Source organism: Lentzea sp. CA-135723 (assembly GCF_050936595.1).
Lineage (GTDB): Bacteria > Actinomycetota > Actinomycetes > Mycobacteriales > Pseudonocardiaceae > Lentzea.
The window spans coordinates 460,921-479,835 of record NZ_JBNJMK010000001.1 but is presented as its reverse complement, the minus strand read 5'-3'; the positions used below and the strand labels follow the sequence as shown (position 1 = coordinate 479,835).

Sequence of the window (18,915 nt, the reverse complement as noted above, 5' to 3'; positions counted from 1 at the left end):
TCCACGAGGAAGGCGGCCCTGCCGGCGTCAGGACGCGAGAGGAACGTCCCCCGGCACGCCCCACGCGACGCTGAACTGGTTGCGCACGTGCCACGTCCCGGTGGACGGGCGCCAGACCGCGAGGTCGCCGACACCGTCACCGTTGTAGTCGCCAGGCACCGGGATGTCGCCCTGCTGACCCCACGCCGTCGAGCTGACGCCGCGGACGTGCCACTCGCCGGTCGACGGACGCCACACGGTCAGGTCGAACCCGCCGTCGCCGTTGTAGTCGGCCACCACGGGGACGTCGCCGTTCTGTCCCCATTGGACGGACACGACGATGCCGAACGCGCCGATGTAGTGCCAGGTTCCGGTGGACGGACGCCACACGGCGGCCTGCACCGCGCCGTCACCGTTGCCGTCGAACGGCACCGGGACGTCGCCCTGCTGACCCCACTGCTGGGTGAACTGGTTGCGCACGAACCAGGTTCCGGTGGACGGGCGCCACACCGCGACGTCGGTGATCTCGTCGCCGTTGTAGTCGCCGGGCACCGGGATGTCGCCCTGCTGGCCCCACGCCACGGTGAACTGGCCGTTCACGAACCACTGGCCCGTGGACGGGCGCCACACCGCCACGTCGGACACGCCGTCGCCGTTGTAGTCACCCGGCACCGGGACGTCGCCCTGCTGGCCCCACTGGGTCGTGCTGATGTTGCGCACGAACCACGTTCCGTTCGACGGGCGCCACACCGCGGTGTCCGTGCGCTGGTCGTCGTTGTAGTCGCCGTCCGGCCCGCCGAAGGTGTAGCGGGAGTTGAGCAGCAGGTTCGGCGAGCCCGTTCCCGGGTTCACCACGACGTCCTTCGTGGACTCCGTGAACGCCATCTCGAACCAGACCGTGGTCGGGGACGCGTTCGCGTTGCGCTGCAGGTGAAGCGCGGCCACTCCCGCCGCGTGCGGTGAGGCCATCGACGTGCCGCTGAGCGACCTGGTGGCGGTGTCGCTGGTGTTCGACGCCGAGGTGATGTCGTCGCCGGGGGCGAAGACGTCCACGCAGGTGCCGAAGTTGCTGCCACCGCTGGTCCAGTTCGTCGGCCGCACGTCGTTGCGGTCGGTGGCGCCGACCGTGATCGCGTTCGGCGTGCGGGCCGGTGAGGTCTGGCAGGCGTCGGCGTTCGAGTTGCCCGCCGCCACCGCGTACGTGACACCGGAGGCGATCGACGCCTCCACCGCCGCGTCCAGCGCCGCGCTCGCACCGCCGCCGAGGCTCATGTTCGCCACGGCCGGGCGCACGGCGTTCTGGGTGACCCAGTTGACGCCGCTGATGACCCCGGACGTGCTGCCGGACCCGAGGCAGTTGAGGACCTTGACCGCCACGAGCCGCACCGACTTCGCGACGCCGTGCGTGGTGCCGCCGATCGTGCCCGCCACGTGCGTGCCGTGGCCGTTGCAGTCGGTGTTGTTGTTGTCCCCGGTGGTGTTCGTGCCCCAGGTCGCCCGCCCGCCGAAGTCCGCGTGCGTCGTGCGGATACCGGTGTCGATCACGTACGCCCGGACGTTGCGGGCACCGGAACCGGCGGAGACGTACCTGCCGTCGGAACGCCCGGTGATCTGGTCGAGCCGGTCGAGGCCCCACAACGCCGAGGGCGTCGGCTGGCTCGCGTCCGCGGTGATCTCGGCGTCCTGCTCGACGTAGGCGACCCGCGGGTCCGCCGCGATCCGCCTGGCCGTGGTCTCGTCGGCCGCCAGCGCGAAGCCGGTGAGCGCGTGCCGCCAGGTCTCCCGCACCTCACCGCCACCGTTCTTGGTGACGATCTCGGTCGCGTCCGCGTTTTCCTTGAGCACCACGACATATCGGCCGGCGATGGTCTTCGCCCCCGCGCCGACGCGGATCTCCCCCTGTGCCGCCGTCGCGGGTGTGGCGAGCCCCGCGAACGCGACCGCCGCTACCGCCACGGTCAGCAGCACGCGTCTTGATGAGTACGACAATTCCGTCCTCCCAACGAAATCTCGTGGACCTGTCCCCCGACGTCCGACGACAACGGTGGCTGCGCGGAACGGGCGGAAGCGAGCGAAACCGCCGGAGTTTCCGGTGAACTTCCGCTACGGTCGCCCGATGTCCGCGTTCGCCGAGCTGCTGCGCCGTCATCGGGCGGCCGCCGGGCTGAGCCAGGTGGAGCTCGCGCGGCTCAGCGGGATCAGCGACCGCGCGTTGCGGGATCTGGAGCAGGGCAAGCGGGTTCCGCGGGCGCAGTCGGTGCGGCTGATGGCGGCGGCGCTGAAGCTCACCGGCGACGACCTGACCGCGTTCCTCGCCTCGGCCCGTCCCTCGGCCCCGCCCGCCGCGCCGGCGCCGGTCAGCACGGACGGGCTGATCGGGCGGGCCGGCGAGCTGCGGTCGTTGCTCGACCTGGTGCTCGGGGCCCGGCACCGGATCGTCTCGGTCACCGGCCCTGCGGGGGCGGGCAAGTCGCGTCTCGCCGCCGAGCTCGCCGCGGTGCTGGGCGGGCGCACCGATCTGGAGGTCCGCACGCTCGACCTGTCCGCCGTCACGGACGTGGCGCTGGTCGGTGACCTCGTGGCCGACGCGCTGGGCTGCGGCCCGTCCCGGCTCGCGCCACCGGACCGGGTGGCCGCGCACCTGCGGGACCGGCGGGTGGTGCTGGTCGCCGACCGGTTCGAACAGCTCGTGGACGCCGCGCCGGACCTCGCCGTGCTGCCCCGCCGTTGCCCCGGCCTGACCGTCGTCGTGACGAGCCAGCGGCCGTTGCGGGTGCGCGACGAACGCGTGCTCGCCCTGGCCGGTCTGCCCCGCGAGGCGGCGGCCGCGTTGTTCCTGCGCAGGGCCGGGTTGGAGGCCGCCGACGACGCGGTCCACACGATCTGCCAGAAGGTCGACCACCTGCCGTTGGCGATCGAGCTGGCGGCGGGCTGGGTGCGGCTGATGAGCCCGGCGGACCTGGCCGTCCGGCTGGAGAACCGGTTGCGCTACCTCACCGACGGGCCGCGCGACCTGCCCGCACGGCACCGGTCGCTCCGCGCGGCCGTCGAGGCGACGCTGGACCTGGTGTCCTCCGAGGCGCGCGAGACGTTCCGTTTCCTGGGCGGCTTCCACGGCGGTGTCCGGCTGGACGACCTCGAAACGCTGCTGGGCCAACCGTTGCCGGACCTGACCGAGCTGGTCGACATCAACCTGGTGCGGCTCGTGCCGGACGGCGACACGTCGCGCTACACGCTGCCGGACACCGTCGCCGAACTGGCAGCCGAGCAGCTCGACGCCCCCGACGCCCGTGCCCGGATCGCCGCGCACTACCTCGACCGGTTGCGTGCGGGAACGGCCTACGGCCCGTCGGAGGCGGCCAACGTCCGGGCCGCGGTGCGCTGGGCGGCGGCCGAGGAGCCCGAGCGGCTCGACGCGGCCGCGGCGATGGCGGTGACCCAGTTCTACGAGGCCACCGGACGGCTCGGCGAAGGTGCGGAGCTGCTCAGCCAGGCAGGCGCGGGCGGGATCCCGCCGTTGCTGATCAGGTCGGGACAGCTGGCGGCGTTGCGCGGCGACCTCGACGCGGCCGGCGACTCGGCTGAGCGCGCTTTGGCCGTAGCCGCCGAGGACGACCACGGCACGCGGACCGCCGGGCTGAGCCTGCTCGGCATGGTCGCAGTGGAACGAGGTGAGCCCGTCGCCGCCATGGCGCACCTGCGCAGGGCGCTGGCCGCCGCCCGCCGCTCCGGGGACGACGCGACGCTCGGCCGCGTGCTGAACAACTTCTCGTCGGTCTCCGCCGAGATCGGCCGCCCGCAGGACGCCTTCCGCCAGCTGGAGGCGGCGCTGGCGGCGAAGCGAAGAGCCGGCGCCGGGCCGTTCGAGCTGGGACGCACGCTGTTCAACCTCGCGTTCCTGGCCCTGGACCTCGGCGACACCACCGCGGCCGTCGGTCACGCGGCCCAGGCCGTGCCGCTGCTCACCGAGGGAGGCCACACCCTGCTGGCGGCGTTCGCGGAGGTCACCGCCGCGCTGGCACTCGTGGAGAACGACCCCGCCACCGCCGCGGCGCACCTGGGGCACGCCGACCGCCTGGTCGCGGACACCGTGGTGGACAACGGGAACGACCGCGTCGAGGCCACCGTCCGGTTGCGCGCCAGCGTGGTCCGGCACTCGCTGGGCGACGGGGCGGCGTGGCGGGAGCTGGCGGACGCGATCCGGATCTCACTGGGCCACACGACCCGCGACCGCGACTCGGTGGCGGAGGCCCTGACCCTGCACGCCCGCCACCTGTGCGCCAGGGATCCCGCGTCGGCTTCGGTGCTGCTCGGGGCGGCGGATCGCCTGCGGCGCAAGAAGATCACGCCGTTCGTCGGCGCCGCCCGCGAACACGCGCTGGCCGTGTTCGGAAGCGAGCAGGTCACCGCCCTGGACGACGCCGCGCTCATCGCCTTCGTCGACGACCTCGCCACGCGTTCCTAGAGGCGGCGCTCGGACACCTGCACGTCCCAGGTCTCCGCCGCGGCCGGGCGGCCGAACAGGTAGCCCTGCGCGTACGAGCACCCGGCGTCGCGCAGCCAGTCCGCCTGCTCCGGCGTCTCGATGCCCTCGGCGACCGTCTGCGCGCCCAGCACGTCGGCGAGGGCGATGATGCAGCGGATCACGCCCTCGGTGCGGCCGTTGCGGCCGAGCGCGCGCGTGAACGAGCTGTCTATCTTCACCACGTCGAACGGGTAGCGCTGCAGGTAGCTCAGCGACGAGTAGCCGGTGCCGAAGTCGTCCAGCGCCACCCGGATGCCCGCGTCGCGGACGGCCACCAGGGTCCGCATCGCGGTCTCGTCGGCCCACACGCTCTCGGTCACCTCGACGGTGAGCCTCGCCGGCGCCAGGCCCGTCGTGGCGACCACGCGGTCGAGCCTGGCCAGGAAACCCGGCGTCGAGAGCTCGCGGGTGGACACGTTCACCGTCACCCCGAGCGAACGGCCTTCGAGCTGCCAGCGGACGGCCTGGGCGCACGCCATCCCGAGGACCTTCTCGCCCAGCGGCACGATGAGGCCGGTCTCCTCGGCGAGGCCGATGAACGCGTCGGGTCCCTGCAGTCCCCTGCCCGGCCGTTGCCAGCGGACCAGCGCCTCCGCGCTCGTGACCGCGTTCGTCGCCAGGTCGACGATGGGCTGGTAGTGCACGACGAGCTGGCCGTCCTCGATCGCGGTGCGCAGGTCGGCCCTGTCGCGCTGCCGGGCCAGCGCCTGCTCGCCCATCTCCGGGTGGAACAGGCGGATCCGGTTGCCGCCCTCGCGTTTCGCGACGTACATCGCGGTGTCCGCGTCCCGCAGCAGGTCGGCGGTGCCGGCGTCTGGGTCCGCCACCGCCGCGCCGATGCTCGCCCCGAACTGCTCGGGGGCGGAGTTCAGCTCGGTCAGCACGGACTTGGCCAGTCCCACGGTGTCCTCGACGTCGCAGCCCGGTGCGAGCACGGCGAACTCGTCGCCGCCGAGCCGCCCGGCGACGGTGTCCGGCGGCAGGGCGGAGATCATCCTGGCCGCCACGGCCTTCAGGTAGTGGTCGCCCGCCTCGTGCCCGTCGGCGTCGTTGACGTCCTTGAACCTGTCGAGGTCCACGATCAGCAACCCGACGGCCGGGTGGCGGTCCATCGCCTCCCGCACGAGGTGCAGGAAGTGCGCGCGGCTGGCCAGGCCGGTCAGCTCGTCGCGTTCGGCCCGGTCGCGCAGCGCGTCCTCCCAGAGCCGGCGGCCGCTCACGTCCACGGCCGCCACCACGGTGTGGTCCGGCCCGGCAGGCTGCTCCACCGGACCGGTGTGCAGCGCGAGGACCATGCCGCCGCTGTCCACCTCGACCGGGTCGTCCGCGCAGCCGGCGCGGCAGCGGGTGATCGGGACGCCGTGCGCGCAGGACACCGTTTCGGACTCGGCGGGGCCGGTCCAGCCGAACATCTCGCGGGCGCGCAGGTTGTGCAGCCGGGGAGTGCCGTGCTCGTCGAGCAGCGCGAGCCCCACCGGGGTCGCCTGGAGGAACGCCGCCACGGTCCGGCGCGCGGCCTGCTGGGCCCGCACCGCGCGGACCGCCTCGTGCAGCGCGAACGTGCCGATCACCAGGCCGAGCAACGGCATCACGCCGGCCATCAGCACGTCCGGGTCGACGTTCGCCTGCCGGGACAACGACACGAGCAGGCCCGCCAGGTACCCGGCCAGGCTGACGAGCGACTTCACCGGGTACCGCCGCGGTCCGCCCTGCACCGCGCGCCGGGTCGTGACGCCGAAGAGGAACGCGAGCACGGGCTGGACGTCCGGCAGGACCAGTGCCGCGCCGGCCGTCACGACCCCCTCGGCGACCGCGCCCGTCCAGCCGTCCTGGCCCGGCCGCACCCACCACGACCCCGCCAGGACCAGGATCAACGCGGCCAGCGGGAAGCGCGTCACACCGGTGCCGGCGAACAGGAGGTTGCCCGCCAGCGCCGCGGCTCCCAGCACCGCGAAAGCATTGGTGAGCAATCGAACCGTCCACAGAGGATCGCGGGTCGCGCGGCTCACCGACTCGTCCACCAGCACCATTTCCCTCTGCGAAAAATGCACTATCTGAGGAAAGAAGTAACAGTGCAACCGCCGATCGGGTACCTGCGGCCGCTCAAGGTTTTGCGCAAGGTTTTGGGCACGGTCCCCCGCGCAGGCTGTGCGGCGCAAGCGAAAACTTCGATCCTGAGGGGGGACGAACATGAAGATCTTTTCAGCTGTCGCCGCCGTGCTGTTCGCGGCCACGACGACGCTGGCGTTGGTCGGCACGGCGAACGCCGCGGACGAGAAGCCGCTGCCCATCACCACGGGCACCGCGGACACCGACCAGTCCGGTTTCGGCATCATGGCGTGCACCGGCCACGGCCACTCCAACAAGGACTCGCGGAGCGGACAGCTCTTCGACGGCAGCAACGTCAACATCCGCCGGGGACCGCACGTCGGGTGCACGTCCGACGGGCAGGGCCAGCTCAGCCACAACGCCGACTACCACTGCTACGCCATCGGTGACGCGGTGACCAGGAACGGCGTCACGTACACCACGTGGACGTACCTGCGGGACACCACGACCGGCGTGCAGGGCTGGGTGAGCGACTCCCTGCTGGACCTGAACCCCAGCGGCGCGACCCGGGGCAGCCTGGAACCGTGCTGACCTGGTGACGGTGGCCGGTCCGGAGAGGCGCTCGGGGCCGGCCACCGTCGCATCGTCATATCGGGCGCGGTTCTGCGCCGAGCTGCCGGGCGTACAGCCGCAGCAGGTCGTGCATCACGAACCGGTCCGGCGCGGTCTGCTCGACCAGGTGCGCGGCCCTGAGCACGTCCAGCAACCGCCGCGCGGCGGGCAGGTCCACCCCGGTCAGCGCGGCGGCCGAGCCGGCGCTGTGCTCGGGTGCCGGATGCCGGCCCAGCCGCCGGAACAGCCGCGCGGCCGGCGGTGGCAACGCCCGGTAGGACCACGAGAGCGCGCTCCGCACCCCCGACGCCGGGTCGCCGGGCACGTCCAGCGCGTCGAGGTCGGCCGACGCCGCCACGAGGTCGGCCGGCCTGGCCGCCCGGTCCGCCGCCACCCGCAACGCGAGCGGCAGCCCCGCACACCGCCGGGCCAGCTCGACCGCCGCCGCGAGCTCCGCGTCGACCCGGTCCGCGCCGAGCACCTGCCGCAGCAGCGCCAGCGACTCCGGTTCGGTCAAGCGCCCCAACGTGATCCGGTGCGCGCCGTCCCGCGCCACCAATCCGGCCAGGTCGTCCCGGCTCGTCACCAGCACGACGCCGCCGTGCCTGCCCGGCAGCAGCGGCCGCACCTGGTCGGCCGACCGCGCGTTGTCCAGCAGCACCAGCATCTTCAGCCCGGCCAGCGTCGAGCGGTACAACGCGGAGCGTTCGTCCACCCCTGGCGGAATCCGCTCCACCCCCAGCGCACGCAGAAACCCTTCCAGCGCGGCGGAAGCAGGCATCGGCTCGGCCGCGTCGTAGCCGCGCAGGTTCACGTACAGCTGCCCGTCGGGGAAGTCGCCGCTGTGCAGATGCGCCCACCGCGTTGCGAGAGCCGACTTCCCGACGCCGCAGGTGCCCACGATCACCGACACCGGCCGGCCGAGCTCGCGCAACGCCTCCGCGCGGCCGACGAGGTGCGGCACGCCACCGGGCACCTGCGCCGGTCGCCGGACCTCGACCGGTGACGCCACCTCGGGCGCCTGCCGCAACAACTCCCCGTGCAGCCGTTGCACCTCCGGCAACGGGTCGACCCCGAGCGCCTCGGCCAGCCGGTCGCGCAGCTCCCAGTAGGCCGCGAGCGCCTCCGCCTGCCGTCCCGACCGGTACAGCGCCAGCATGAACTGCCTCGCCAGCCGTTCGTCCAGCGGGTGTTCCCGCACCGCCGCGGCCAGCTCCGTCACCAGCTCGGCGTGCAGTCCCAGCGAGAGCCTCAGGTCGACCCGGTCCAGCTCGACGCCGAACCGTTCCTTCGCAAGGCTTTCCCGCACGTTGTCGAGCCACGGCGTGCTCAGCCCGGCGAGCGCCTCGCCCCGCCACAACGCCACCGCCCGGTCGTACCGGGCCAGGCTCGCCGGCCCGGCCTCCGCCCGTCCCTGCGCCAGCAAGCGGTGAAACCGGTGCAGGTCCACCGCCTCCGGGTCCACGTCCAGCACGTACCCGCCGGACCTGCGCGCGATCGTCACGTCCAGGCCGCGAAACGCCTGCCGCAGCCGCGAGAGGTACGTGTACAGGGTGTTCCGCCCCTGCCGCGGCACCCCGTGCCCCCACGCCCGGTCCAGCAACTGGTCCGCCGACACCACCTGGTTGGCGTCGACCAGCAACGCCGCCAGCACACACCGTCTTCGGCCGTGCCCGAGCTGGACGGCGCGGTCCCCGCTCCACGCCTCCACAGCCCCGAGCAACCGGAACTCGACTTCCCCCATCGCACTGGGATAGCACGCCCGCCCGAGGGCGCGGGCCGAGTTGCCGTGCCGTTCGCCCGACGAGACCAGCGGCCCGCCGACCGATGAGTTTCACTGCTCCCCGAGGTCTTCAGCACATGTCACGAACTCGGAGGTCCTCATGAAGCTCCTGCTCACCTCGGGCGGCGTCACGAACGGCAGCATCCACGAGGCCCTCGTGCGCCTGCTCGGCAAACCGATCTCCGAGTGCCGCGCCCTCTGCGTCCCCACCGCCCAATGGGGCCACCCGATGTGCGGCCCGGCGTCGGTGCGCGGCTTCGTGGCGGCCGAACCTCGCTGGCGGCACTTCTCCGGCCTGGGCTGGCAGTCCCTCGGCGTCCTGGAGCTCACCGCACTGCCGTCCATCGGCGCGCGGCGGTGGGTCCCGTGGGTCCAGGAGGCCGACGTGCTGCTGGTCGACGGCGGCGACGCGACCTACCTGTGCCACTGGCTGCGCGAGTCAGGGCTGGCCGACCTGCTGCCGTCACTGCCCGACCTGGTCTGGGTGGGCGTGAGCGCCGGCAGCATGGTGCTGACGCCGCGGATCGGTTCGTACTTCGTCGAGTGGCCCGCCGCACCCGACGACCGCGCGCTGGGGGTCGTCGACTTCTCGATCTTCCCGCACCTGGGCGCGTTCCCCACGAACACCGCGGCCGACGCCGACCGGTGGGCCGCGGACATCGGCGGGCCCGCCTACGCCATCGACGAGCAGACGGCGATCACCGTCGTCAACGGGACGGTCGAGGTGGTCTCCGAAGGCGAGTGGACCAAGTACTGACCAGGGTGCCGGCGGTCAGCGCGACGCCGGCGACCACCGTGATCGCCACCTGGTGCCAGAAGAACCCGGCGGCGTCGTACGGCGAGGACGTCAGCACCGCACCACCGCCCGTGTCGCCCAGGACCGCCGCGGCCACAGACAACGCCACGGCTGCCACCGCCGCGATCGCGACGAGCTCCCACCACCGCCGCCACCACGCCCAGAACACCACCACGACCACCGCCACCGCCCCGGCTACCAGCGACCGGACCGGCTCGCCGGCGAACCAGCCCCACGAGGCGTCACCGGACCGTGCCACGTGCTCGGCGATCCCCATCGGCCGGAGTCCGTCGTAGACGTCGGCCAGGTCCCAGCACCCCGCCGCGCCGGTCACCAGGCCCGCTCCGACCGGCACGCCCCAGTCGGAGACCGGCCGCGGGCGGCGGGCCGGCCGGACGACCAGGGGCACGAGCGCGGCGGCCACGACGACGCACAGGCTCCACGCCGCCGCCTCCCAGGCGGAGGCCGTCACCGCACGGCCGTTGAGCCAGGTGGACTCGGGAGGCACGAACAACCTCGCACCCCACACCCACAACGCCACCGCGGTTGCGGTGCCGGCGAGGGCACGCGCCAGCATGCCGTGGCCAGACCTAGAGGCCAAGGCGCTGCTGTTCGGCCTGCACCACACGCTGCTCCACCGACACCGCCGAGTCCAGCGCGCTCGCGTGCGAGTGCTTCGTGTCGCTTTCCCGCGCGTAGTGGTCGAACAGCAACGTCTTGTGGTCGCGGATCTCCCGCACCCGCGCGTCCACGCTGTCCTTGACCAGCAACCGGTGCACGTGGACCTTGCGGACCTGGCCCATCCGGTGGCACCGGGCGATCGCCTGGTCCTCGGTGCTCGGCTTCCACTGCGGCTCCGCGATGATCACCACGGACGCGGCCTGGATGTTCAGGCCCACGCCGCCCGCCTCGATCTGGGCCAGCAGCACCGCGTGTCCCTCCCGCGCGGTGAAGGCGTCCACCAGCTGCTGGCGGCCCTCCGCCGAGGTCGCGCCGGTCAGCGGGCCGAACGCCTCGACGTGGTCCGCCACCGCGTCCAGCACGTCGTGGAAGTACGAGAACACCACGACCTTCCAGCCGTTGTCGCGGGACTCCTCGACGATCTCCAGCAGCCGTTCCAGCTTCGCCGAACCGCGTGGGGTGCGGGGTGTGAAGGCGGCGCGGCGCATCGCCATCAGGTTGCCGTCGCGCACCGCGTCGAGGTAGGCGCCGCGGTCCTGCTTGCCGAACTCGACCCAGTCCTCGACCTCGAGCAGCTCCGGCAGCTCCCCCAGCACGTCCTCCTGGTTGCGCCGCAGGTAGACCGGCGCGACGACGCGGCGGAAGGCCTTCGCCCCCACCACGGTTCCGGTGTCGCCGGTGCGGGCCGCGACGCTCGGCTGGAGGTAGGCGACCAGGTTGCGGAACTCCTCGACGCGGTTCTCCATCGGCGTGCCGGTGAGCAGCACGGCCCGTTCGGCGCGTTGCACGACCGCGTTGACGGCCTGCGAGCGTTGCGTGTCCGGGTTCTTCACGTAGTGCGCCTCGTCGACCACGACCAGCGTCGGGCGGAAGTTCTTCGGCAGCACCAGTTTCGGCAGCGTGCCGAAGGTCGTCACGCCGACGCCGCCCTGCGCCAGCCACTCGCTGACCGCGCCGTCGCGGCCCGTGCCGTGCAGGCGGTGCGGCACGAGGTCGCTGTGCCGGGCGATCTCGTTGACCCAGTTGACGACGACGCTCGCCGGGCACACCACCAGGAACCCGCGCCGGCCGCCGGCGGCGAGGCCCGCCATCACGGCGATGGCCTCGATCGTCTTGCCCAGCCCCATCTCGTCGCCGATGATCACGCGCTTGCGGGCCAGCGCGAACTTCGCGCCGAACACCTGGTAGCCGCGCAACGACACCTTCAGCAGGCTGGTGTCGAGCGGTGTCGCGTCGACCTCCTGCTCGATGTCGACCGGCACGAAACCCTTGGCGGCGCTGCGATCCGGCGTCGCGTCCGGGCCGGCGAGGTCGGCGAGCAACGTGTTGTACGCGGCCGCGTCGAGCTCGTAGTCCCGCCACAACGCGCGCCGGTCCAGGTCCGGCACGCGCAGCTGGGCGCCCACCGCGCGCAACGCCGTCACGTCGCGGCTCGCCAGCAGCGTCTCGAGCCGGTCGAGCGAGTCGAGGGCCGCCTGCCGGTTCTTGCGCAGCGAGAAGAACATCCGCACCCGGCTCCAGGCACGGGACGCGGCACGCACGTCGGCCTCGACCCTGCCCAGCACGTCGGCGAGCGGCTCGTGGAGCGGTCCGACGAGCTGGTTCGCCCTGCGCAGCTTGGACAACAGCTGCAACAGCTCGGTCTGCGCGCCGTCGGCCCGGTCCGGGTTCAGCCGGACCGTCGTCTCCCGCTCGACACCGTCGACAACGGCCCGCACGACGTCCACGATCTGCTCGGCCGACTGCCTGCCGACGCCCGGCACGCCGTCGAGCTGGTCCAGTCGCGCCCGAGCCACGTCCGCGACGGTCCGGTACCCGGCGGCCTCCAGCGTGCTCAGCCGCAGGTTCGCCTTCGCCTCGCGGAGCCGGTCCAGCGGCATGGCGGAAAGCCGTTCGGCCACCAGCGCGTCCCGCACCGCCCGGTACTGCGCGGCGGCCCGCGCGAGCAGCCGGTCCGGTTCCGCGCGCACCCCTGCCACCTCGGCGCGGAACGCCTCCGCGGCGGCGAGCACCGCGCGAGCGTGCCTACCGACCTTTGACGAGTCGCCCACCCGTGTCCCTCCTTCAGGCGGTCCGAGGGTACCCATCCGGCCGGCGGGCCTGATCGCGGCGCTTCAGAGCCCGAGCGCCGGCAACTCCACGCCGGTGGCCGGTGCGCCCGCCGGTTCCCGCCAGGCGCGGTACCGGAGCTCGTCCGGGCCGGTGATCCCGTACGCCTCGTGCAACGCGCCGACGCTGCACTGCGCCAAAAGCACGAACTCGGCCGTGAGCGCCGGACGGCGCAACGACGACGTCCAGTTGGGTTGCCCGGCCTCCGGTGCGGCCCAGTCGAACCTGCGCAGCTGGAACTCGCTGGCGTCCGCCACGACGTCCGTGCCCGGCGCCTCGGCGTCGAGCCGGTCCGGCGAGGCCGCGAACTGCACGTACCGCTTCGGATCGGCGGCCGAGTGCACGACGAGGAAGACGCGGTCGGTCACGTCGCGCAAGGCGTCCGCGAGGCGTTCGGTGAACCGCCCCCAGTCGTGCGCCAGCTTCCACGGCATGAGCACGGGCGTGAGCGTGGTGGTGAACTCCAGTTCCGCGTCCTCGAACGCGATCTGCTTCTCCATCGGCGTCCGGTGGTCGCGCCGTTCGAAGCCCTCCGCCTGCGCTCTCGGATCTTTCGTGGTCACCACGTACTCGTCAGCGGTGTTGCCGACGACCTCGACGGCCATGCGGCGGTAGGTGCCAAGGCGGGCGAGGTCGTAGCAGTCCAGCACGTCGTCGTGTCCCAGCTGCTTGGTGAACGTGCGCCGTCCTGTTTGGACGAATGACTCGTCGACCGCGTGGTCCGCCGTGATCCACCACCTGCCGGGCATGTGCTGCAACCGGTAGGCGACGTCGAGGTACCGGACGAAACGTCCTGGTGACGGCAGGCGGTTCACCTGCGCCCCGCCCTTCGATCGAGCGCGACGCCCTGCGGGGTGTCGACCCTCGCGCGCAGGCTCTTCGGCGCGAGGCTGAACGAGATCTTCCCGCCGGACGCCGTGTTCCAGCCCGCGCAGGACGCTCCCTCCCTGTCGGACATCACCGGCACGCCCCACCGGGACTCCCCTTCGCGCACCATCAACGCGAAGGCGTCCCCGAGGAACCGCCTCGACCCGGAGGTGACCTCGCGGATCGTGTCGGCGACGTGGAGACCGAGGTAGGACAGGTCTCCCCGGGAACCGATGGCCGACACGTCCGGGGTCGTGAAGCCGGACACCGCGTTCATGAGGTACGGGACGCCGTCGTCGACCTCGATCGTCCACCCGAAACGGTCGACGGCGAGCCGCAGCACCTGGTCGCGGGTGAGCGGCCACGGCGCGGCGACCCAGAAGTCGACGAGGTCGCACGCCTCGGTGGGCGTCATCGCTTTCCAGGTCACCTCTCGATCTTCTCACGTCCACGGGACTCCCTGCGGGGGAACCGTTCCACCGATCTGGGACCATGCGGCGCCATGGATCGTTTCGAGCAGTTCCGCCGCGCCGCAACGGATCGGGGCCTCCCGGCCGACGACATCGCCAGGTTCGCCGACCAGCTCCGGTTCGCGGTCTGGGCGCGGATCGCCCTCGACGGAGAGGACGTCGTCGGCCAGTTCGGAGGGCTGCCGCGGTTACCGGTGGGCGCGCGGTGGCCGAGCAGCGAGGACGGTTCCCCGTTGCCCTTCCTGGCCTCCGTCGACTGCACGGCGCTGCCCCAGGCGGAAGGACTCGCCCTCCCGGAGGCCGGCTCGCTGCTGTTCTTCCTGCACCACGAGCACGACCTCCTGGCACCCCTCACCGCGGACGAACCGGAGTACGCCAGGGTCGTCCACGTTCCGGCGGGCACCGAGACCGCACCGGCTTCCCCACCGGCGAGCCACGACAGCAGGACGTTCTTCCACGAGGACATCCCGTTCCTCCTCGCCGAACGCCCGCTCTCGGCGTCGGTCGAGCCCGTGCTGCCGAGGTGGGTCGGCGACGAGGACTTCGACTTCGACTCGGCGGTGCTGGAGGAGCTGGCCGCCGAGCTGGAGCACACCGGCGAGCTCTGCGAGGTGGCCGACGAGCTCTGGCCAGAGCCGGACCGGAGCGCCTGGCTGCGCCTCGGCGGGTACTGCTCGCGGATCGGCGGCCAGGACCCGCCGTGGACCCGGATGACGCTGGCCGGCATCACCAGCACGCACGACGGCGGGCTCGCCGACCCCGGGCGGTTCGGTCCGGGTGACGTCGAGGAGTACCGGCTGACGCGCGAATGGCTGCCGCTCGCGCAGTTCTACACCGGGAGCGACTACCACTACGGCTGCTTCCTGATCAGCTCCGACGACCTGGAGGCGAAGCAGTTCGACCGGATGCGCTCGTTCACGATGTTCACCGAGTGACCCGTCGCCGCGGCCCGAAGAACGTTGTTAATTCGCCGTTCGCCGTCCCGATGATCAAGAGCCTCTACGGTGCAGGCGGAGCAACCCTGCTCGAACTGGACGTCCAGTCCCCACGAAGGACGAGTGAGACGACTTCATGAACTCGCATCGCACCCTGCGCAAGTCGATCGTGGCCGCCCTCGCGGCGACCGCCCTCGCCCTCGGCACGGCGGCGGCACCCGCGGCCACCGCCGCGACCACGGTGAACCTGATGACGCTCAACGTCTACCTGCGCGGCACGGGCGACCCGGCCCCCGACTCGGCGGGCGCGGTCGCGGCGACCATCCGCGCGCACAACTCCCAGGTCGTGGCGCTCCAGGAGACGTCCTCGGCGTTCACCGCCGCCGTGGCCGCGAAGCTCGGCTGGAGCCACGTCACGTACGGCGACGTCGCGGTGATCTCCGCGTCCACCCAGACCTCGACCGACCGCCTCACCGCCTCCGGCGCACCCATCGTCGGCGCGCAGATCGGCGGCGTCTGGTACTACTCCACCCACCTCAGCTACGACCCGTACGGCCCGTACCTGTTCTGCAACGACGGCGCCTCGGCCGCCACCGTGACGGCACGCATGCGGTCGCAGGTCGACCAGGCCGTCGCGATCAGGAACTGGGCGCAGACCCCGAAGGCGCAGATCCTGATGGGCGACTTCAACAGCCCGTCCGGCCTCGACTGGGTCGCCTCGGCGAGGGCGCGCAACTGCGACACCGTCTACGACTGGCAGACGCTGCGCACGTTCTACGCCGCCGGCTGGCAGGACACCTTCCGCGTGGCCAACCCGAACCCGGCGGCGACGCCCGGCGACAGCTGGTCGGCCAAGCCGTCCAACAGCGGCGACCCGCAGGACCGGATCGACTACATCCTCACGAAGAGCGGGAGCACGGCGGCCGCGGCGGTCCGGACCCGGTCCGGCGCGATGATCGGCAGCTGGTCCGACCCGAACTGGATCAGCGACCACTACGGGTTCGTCTCCACCATCACCATCGGCTGAGCAGGTACGGGACCAGCCTCAGCGACCCAGCAGGCGGGTGCTCTCCTCGGCGCGGTGCAACGCGGCGAGGAGAGCGGCCCGGCCCGCGTGGTCGATGTCGTGGGTCAGCGCGTCCGTCGCCGTGTCGCCGCCCTGCTGGAGCTTGCCGGCCAGGTCGCGGTGAACGGCGGCCAGGCTCCGGGCGTCGAAGTCGGGGCGGACGAAGGTGAGCAGCAGGCGCACCTCGTCCTCGCAGCGGCGGTAGCTGTCGAGCAGGTGCCGGTTGCCGGCCGCCGCGACGATCGCGCGGTGGAACGCGCTGTGCACGCGGGTCAGTTCGCGCCAGGTCGGGGCCGGCGTGCGGGTGGCGAGCCGTTCCAGGTGCACTACCTCGGCGAGCACCGGGCCCAGGTCCGCGCCCGAGGCCAGGGCCATGCGGAGCGCGCCCAGTTCGAGCACCTTGCGGTAGTCGAAGATCTCGTCGATGCGGGCCCGGGACAGCGGCGCGACGACGGCGCCGCGGTGACGTTCGTGCGCGAGCAGGCCGCGTTCGACCAGCAGGCGCAGCGCCGAGCGGACCGTGTGGCGGCCGACGCCGAACCGGGCGACCAGCTCTTCCTCGCGGAAGCGGGTGCCCACCGGGTGCGCGCCGTCCAGGAGTTCGCCGCGCAGGGCCGCGGCGATGCGTTCGGGAGCGGCGATCACGGTGTCCACGTCGCAGATTGTGTCACAATCTAGGAGGAGTTGTGACACAATCGACCAGCGAGGGGCCGCCATGATCGACGTTCGGGTGTTCGGCGAGTCCGGGCCGCCGGTGCTGCTCCTGCCCGGTGGCGCCGAGTCCGCCGACGGGTTCTTCCCCGGCCTGCGCGAAGGACTGGCCGACGCGCAGGTGATCGAGCACGACCGGCCGGGCACCGGAGCGTCCACTGTGGACGGCGAGCTGGCCGGTGCGGCAAGGGCGATCAGCGACCTCGTCGACCGGCTGGGGCGCGGGCCGGTGGTCGTGGTCGGGCAGAGTCTCGGCGGGGCGGTGGGGGCACTGCTCGCCCGGGACCATCCCGAGCAGGTGGCGGGGCTGGTGCTGCTCGACCCGACGCCGATCAACGACCCCCGCACGTGCGCGACCATCGAACGCATGACGGTCGTGCTGGGCAGGATGGCCGCCGTGCCCGGCCTCCGCGGCCTGGTGGCGGCGGCGTTCCGGAAGACCGCGCTGCGCACCGCCCGCGGTCTGCGTCCCGACTGCGCCGCGGCGGCCGAACGCACGGCGCGCCTCGACATCCCCCAGCTGGCACGCGCGGTGCGCGGTCTCAGCGCGTTGTCCCAGAACTTCCGGGAGTCGGATCTCCCCAGGCTGCCGGCCGTCGTGGTCACGGCAGAGCGCAAGCCGGACCACGTGGTCAGGCAGGCGCACGAACGGCTGGCGGCGGCGTTCGGCGGCGAGGTCAGGACGTGGCCGGGAGCCACGCACAGCGTCCACCTGGACCACCCGGACGAGGTGCTGGACACCGTGCGCGAGATGGCCGGGAAGGTCGCGACCTAAGATCGCTGAGCGCCAGGCCGACGTTCCGGCGCGCGGGAGGGGGCAGCGTGTTCGGCCGGAAGAAGAAGCGCAACGGTCTCAACGACCTGATGGAGCAGCTCAGGCCCGACCTGAGCCGCGAGTCGCTCGGCGTCGGACCCGCCTTCCCCGGCGTCGCCGCGAACCCGCTGCTGAGCGGCGACGCGCGGAAGCGCATCGCGGAACTGCGCACCGGCGAGCTCGCGCTCGGCGTCCTCGTCGGCTGGCGGGAGGTCAACAGCAATCCCCGCGTGGTCCTGATGTTCGACGTGGAGACCGCCGACGGCAGCGCGTTCCGCGGCATCGCGGACGAGGACCTCACGATCACCGAGCTCACCCGGCTCGCCCTGGGTCAGACGTTGCCGGTGCGCTACCGGCCGGCCGTCATGGACCACTGCGTCGCCCTCGCCAGGGACGCGGACCCCGCCCGCGTGCGGCAGCTCTCCGAAGAGATCGCGAACCGCAGGCGGAGCCGACCGCGAGAGTGAGGGGCAAGCCGTGGGAGCCAAGGGGTTCTTCGGGGCGACGCGGGCGCATCGCCGCACCGCGCGGGTCGCTGACCTGATCGAGGCCCGGCAGGGCGAGGTCGTCAGGGAACGGCGCTACGGCGGCCGCGGGCTGCAGCCGTCACCGAGCCGCGCGATCGTGACCGTCCGAAGAGGACAGATCAACGATGTGTTCCTGCCGCGCATCGAGGTCACGGCGTTCCCGTCCGGCACGGAGTTCGTCGAGAACTCCGGCGAGTTCGTGCCGGACGGGCACACCGGCATCGTCGTCGACATCAGCACCTAGTGCAGGTGAACGCCCTGGTCAGCAGGTGACGTTGACGGTCGCGCTCGGCTGGAACGACACGTGCACGTGGTCCATGTGGTTGGCCGTCGGGCTGCCGCGGTCCTCCATCGGCGTGAACCCGCTGCCGTCGTTGTAGCGCTGGCGCCAGATCACGTAGGTGACGCCGAACGCCTTGCGGTTGGCCAGCACGTAGTCCGCCAGCTGGTTGCCGGTGGCGGTGTCGACCATGAAGTCGAGCGCGAGGCCGATCGGGTGCTCGCCGCCGCCCGCTCGCCCGGCCGCGCCGCCGATGTCCTTGACGCCGAACTTGCCCGCGATGTGGTGGCCCACCTGCGCCACGTGGGGCTTGGTGCCCTCCAGCGTGGTCGGGCAGGGCGGCGGGGGTGGTGGCGGAGGCGGCGGGGGTGGCGTGGTGGTCGTGGTCACCGGAGGCGGGGTGGTGGTCTCCGGCGCCGCCGACGAGGACGACGGCGCGGAGCTCGATGCCGCGATGGACGGCACGTCCTGGCTCACGGAGGTCGTCGGGGCGCCCAGCTGGGCGGCCGCACCGGTCGGGTCCACCGGCTGGTCGGAACTGCGGACCACCCAGAAGGTCGCTACCAGGCCCGCGGTGAGGGTGGCGGCGACCACTATGGGCAGCTTTCGGTTGGGTGTATCTGGCGTTCTATGTCGGCCCGGCATTCGGGAAGCACCTTGCGTCGGGGACAGGGCATGCTCACACGGCCCGCCACATTACGAAATGAACAC

The 18,915-nt window shown here is 72.5% G+C and carries 17 protein-coding genes; 8 read left to right on the top strand and 9 right to left on the bottom strand.

Going from position 1 to position 18,915, the window contains the following annotated elements; genetic code table 11:
- Nucleotides 1–27: 27 nt before the first annotated feature.
- Nucleotides 28–1,947, bottom strand: a complete 1,920-nt coding sequence (locus ACQEU1_RS02015; protein WP_433195551.1) for a S8 family serine peptidase — start codon at nt 1,945–1,947, stop codon at nt 28–30.
- 148 nt (nt 1,948–2,095) lie between these two features.
- Between ACQEU1_RS02015 and ACQEU1_RS02010 the strand changes: the two genes are divergently transcribed.
- Complete coding sequence (locus ACQEU1_RS02010) at nt 2,096–4,444, top strand: ATP-binding protein (RefSeq protein WP_433195549.1); 2,349 nt, start codon at nt 2,096–2,098, stop codon at nt 4,442–4,444.
- On the opposite strand, the gene ACQEU1_RS02005 is transcribed toward ACQEU1_RS02010, so the two are convergent.
- Complete coding sequence (locus ACQEU1_RS02005) at nt 4,441–6,474, bottom strand: putative bifunctional diguanylate cyclase/phosphodiesterase (protein WP_433195547.1); 2,034 nt, start codon at nt 6,472–6,474, stop codon at nt 4,441–4,443. The genes ACQEU1_RS02010 and ACQEU1_RS02005 overlap by 4 nt on opposite strands.
- A gap of 220 nt (nt 6,475–6,694) precedes the next feature.
- On the opposite strand from ACQEU1_RS02005, the gene ACQEU1_RS02000 reads away from it, so the two are divergent.
- A complete protein-coding gene (locus ACQEU1_RS02000) occupies nt 6,695–7,144 on the top strand; it encodes a hypothetical protein (protein WP_433195545.1) in 450 nt (149 codons plus the stop codon).
- Between the two features lie 55 nt (nt 7,145–7,199).
- Here the strand turns inward: ACQEU1_RS02000 and ACQEU1_RS01995 are convergent, their stop codons facing one another.
- On the bottom strand, nt 7,200–8,909 hold the full coding sequence (locus ACQEU1_RS01995; protein WP_433195543.1) for a BTAD domain-containing putative transcriptional regulator: 1,710 nt from the start codon (nt 8,907–8,909) through the stop codon (nt 7,200–7,202).
- Nucleotides 8,910–9,048: 139 nt separating this feature from the next.
- Between ACQEU1_RS01995 and ACQEU1_RS01990 the strand changes: the two genes are divergently transcribed.
- Nucleotides 9,049–9,705: a Type 1 glutamine amidotransferase-like domain-containing protein gene (locus ACQEU1_RS01990; RefSeq protein WP_433195541.1), complete on the top strand. Its 657-nt coding sequence runs from the start codon at nt 9,049–9,051 to the stop codon at nt 9,703–9,705.
- On the opposite strand, the gene ACQEU1_RS01985 is transcribed toward ACQEU1_RS01990, so the two are convergent.
- The 4 genes from ACQEU1_RS01985 to ACQEU1_RS01970 form a co-directional block, all read right to left on the bottom strand.
- On the bottom strand, nt 9,656–10,321 hold the full coding sequence (locus ACQEU1_RS01985; RefSeq protein WP_433195539.1) for a hypothetical protein: 666 nt from the start codon (nt 10,319–10,321) through the stop codon (nt 9,656–9,658). The two genes, ACQEU1_RS01990 and ACQEU1_RS01985, sit on opposite strands and share 50 nt — an antisense overlap.
- Before the next feature lie 13 nt (nt 10,322–10,334).
- Nucleotides 10,335–12,476, bottom strand: coding sequence for a DEAD/DEAH box helicase (locus tag ACQEU1_RS01980; RefSeq protein WP_433195537.1), 2,142 nt, complete (start codon nt 12,474–12,476; stop codon nt 10,335–10,337).
- A gap of 63 nt (nt 12,477–12,539) precedes the next feature.
- Complete coding sequence (locus tag ACQEU1_RS01975) at nt 12,540–13,349, bottom strand: TY-Chap domain-containing protein (RefSeq protein WP_433195535.1); 810 nt, start codon at nt 13,347–13,349, stop codon at nt 12,540–12,542.
- On the bottom strand, nt 13,346–13,831 hold the full coding sequence (locus ACQEU1_RS01970; RefSeq protein WP_433195533.1) for a DUF6301 family protein: 486 nt from the start codon (nt 13,829–13,831) through the stop codon (nt 13,346–13,348). The genes ACQEU1_RS01975 and ACQEU1_RS01970 overlap by 4 nt, the downstream gene beginning before the upstream one ends.
- A 72-nt stretch (nt 13,832–13,903) precedes the next feature.
- On the opposite strand from ACQEU1_RS01970, the gene ACQEU1_RS01965 reads away from it, so the two are divergent.
- Nucleotides 13,904–14,806 (top strand): DUF1963 domain-containing protein, encoded by a 903-nt coding sequence (locus ACQEU1_RS01965; protein WP_433195531.1) that lies wholly within the window; start codon nt 13,904–13,906, stop codon nt 14,804–14,806.
- Nucleotides 14,807–14,942: 136 nt separating this feature from the next.
- Nucleotides 14,943–15,833 (top strand): endonuclease/exonuclease/phosphatase family protein, encoded by an 891-nt coding sequence (locus ACQEU1_RS01960; protein ID WP_433195529.1) that lies wholly within the window; start codon nt 14,943–14,945, stop codon nt 15,831–15,833.
- Nucleotides 15,834–15,851: 18 nt separating this feature from the next.
- Here ACQEU1_RS01960 and ACQEU1_RS01955 read toward each other — a convergent pair whose 3' ends face one another.
- A complete protein-coding gene (locus ACQEU1_RS01955) occupies nt 15,852–16,526 on the bottom strand; it encodes a GntR family transcriptional regulator (RefSeq protein WP_433195527.1) in 675 nt (224 codons plus the stop codon).
- A gap of 61 nt (nt 16,527–16,587) precedes the next feature.
- Between ACQEU1_RS01955 and ACQEU1_RS01950 the strand changes: the two genes are divergently transcribed.
- The 3 genes from ACQEU1_RS01950 to ACQEU1_RS01940 are packed head-to-tail and all read left to right on the top strand — an operon-like array spanning nt 16,588 to nt 18,168.
- The gene (locus ACQEU1_RS01950; protein WP_433195525.1) at nt 16,588–17,358 is read left to right on the top strand and encodes an alpha/beta fold hydrolase; all 771 of its coding nucleotides are present in this window, start codon (nt 16,588–16,590) and stop codon (nt 17,356–17,358) included.
- Between the two features lie 47 nt (nt 17,359–17,405).
- Nucleotides 17,406–17,864 (top strand): hypothetical protein, encoded by a 459-nt coding sequence (locus tag ACQEU1_RS01945; protein ID WP_433195523.1) that lies wholly within the window; start codon nt 17,406–17,408, stop codon nt 17,862–17,864.
- Between the two features lie 10 nt (nt 17,865–17,874).
- Complete coding sequence (locus ACQEU1_RS01940; RefSeq protein ID WP_433195521.1) at nt 17,875–18,168, top strand: hypothetical protein; 294 nt, start codon at nt 17,875–17,877, stop codon at nt 18,166–18,168.
- 18 nt (nt 18,169–18,186) lie between these two features.
- On the opposite strand, the gene ACQEU1_RS01935 is transcribed toward ACQEU1_RS01940, so the two are convergent.
- Entirely contained in the window at nt 18,187–18,798 is a 612-nt protein-coding gene (locus ACQEU1_RS01935) for a hypothetical protein (protein ID WP_433195519.1), read from the bottom strand.
- Between the last annotated feature and the right edge of the window lie 117 nt (nt 18,799–18,915).

Bases quoted from the DNA above. Each gene is read 5' to 3' on its own strand.
- ACQEU1_RS02010 (WP_433195549.1), top strand. From the start codon at position 2,096: ATGTCCGCGTTCGCCGAGCTGCTGCGCCGTCATCGGGCGGCCGCCGGG.
- ACQEU1_RS02000 (WP_433195545.1), top strand. From the start codon at position 6,695: ATGAAGATCTTTTCAGCTGTCGCCGCCGTGCTGTTCGCGGCCACGACG.
- ACQEU1_RS01995 (WP_433195543.1), bottom strand. From the start codon at position 8,909: ATGGGGGAAGTCGAGTTCCGGTTGCTCGGGGCTGTGGAGGCGTGGAGC.
- ACQEU1_RS01960 (WP_433195529.1), top strand. From the start codon at position 14,943: ATGAACTCGCATCGCACCCTGCGCAAGTCGATCGTGGCCGCCCTCGCG.
- ACQEU1_RS01985 (WP_433195539.1), bottom strand. From the start codon at position 10,321: ATGCTGGCGCGTGCCCTCGCCGGCACCGCAACCGCGGTGGCGTTGTGG.
- ACQEU1_RS01950 (WP_433195525.1), top strand. From the start codon at position 16,588: ATGATCGACGTTCGGGTGTTCGGCGAGTCCGGGCCGCCGGTGCTGCTC.
- ACQEU1_RS01965 (WP_433195531.1), top strand. From the start codon at position 13,904: ATGGATCGTTTCGAGCAGTTCCGCCGCGCCGCAACGGATCGGGGCCTC.
- ACQEU1_RS01990 (WP_433195541.1), top strand. From the start codon at position 9,049: ATGAAGCTCCTGCTCACCTCGGGCGGCGTCACGAACGGCAGCATCCAC.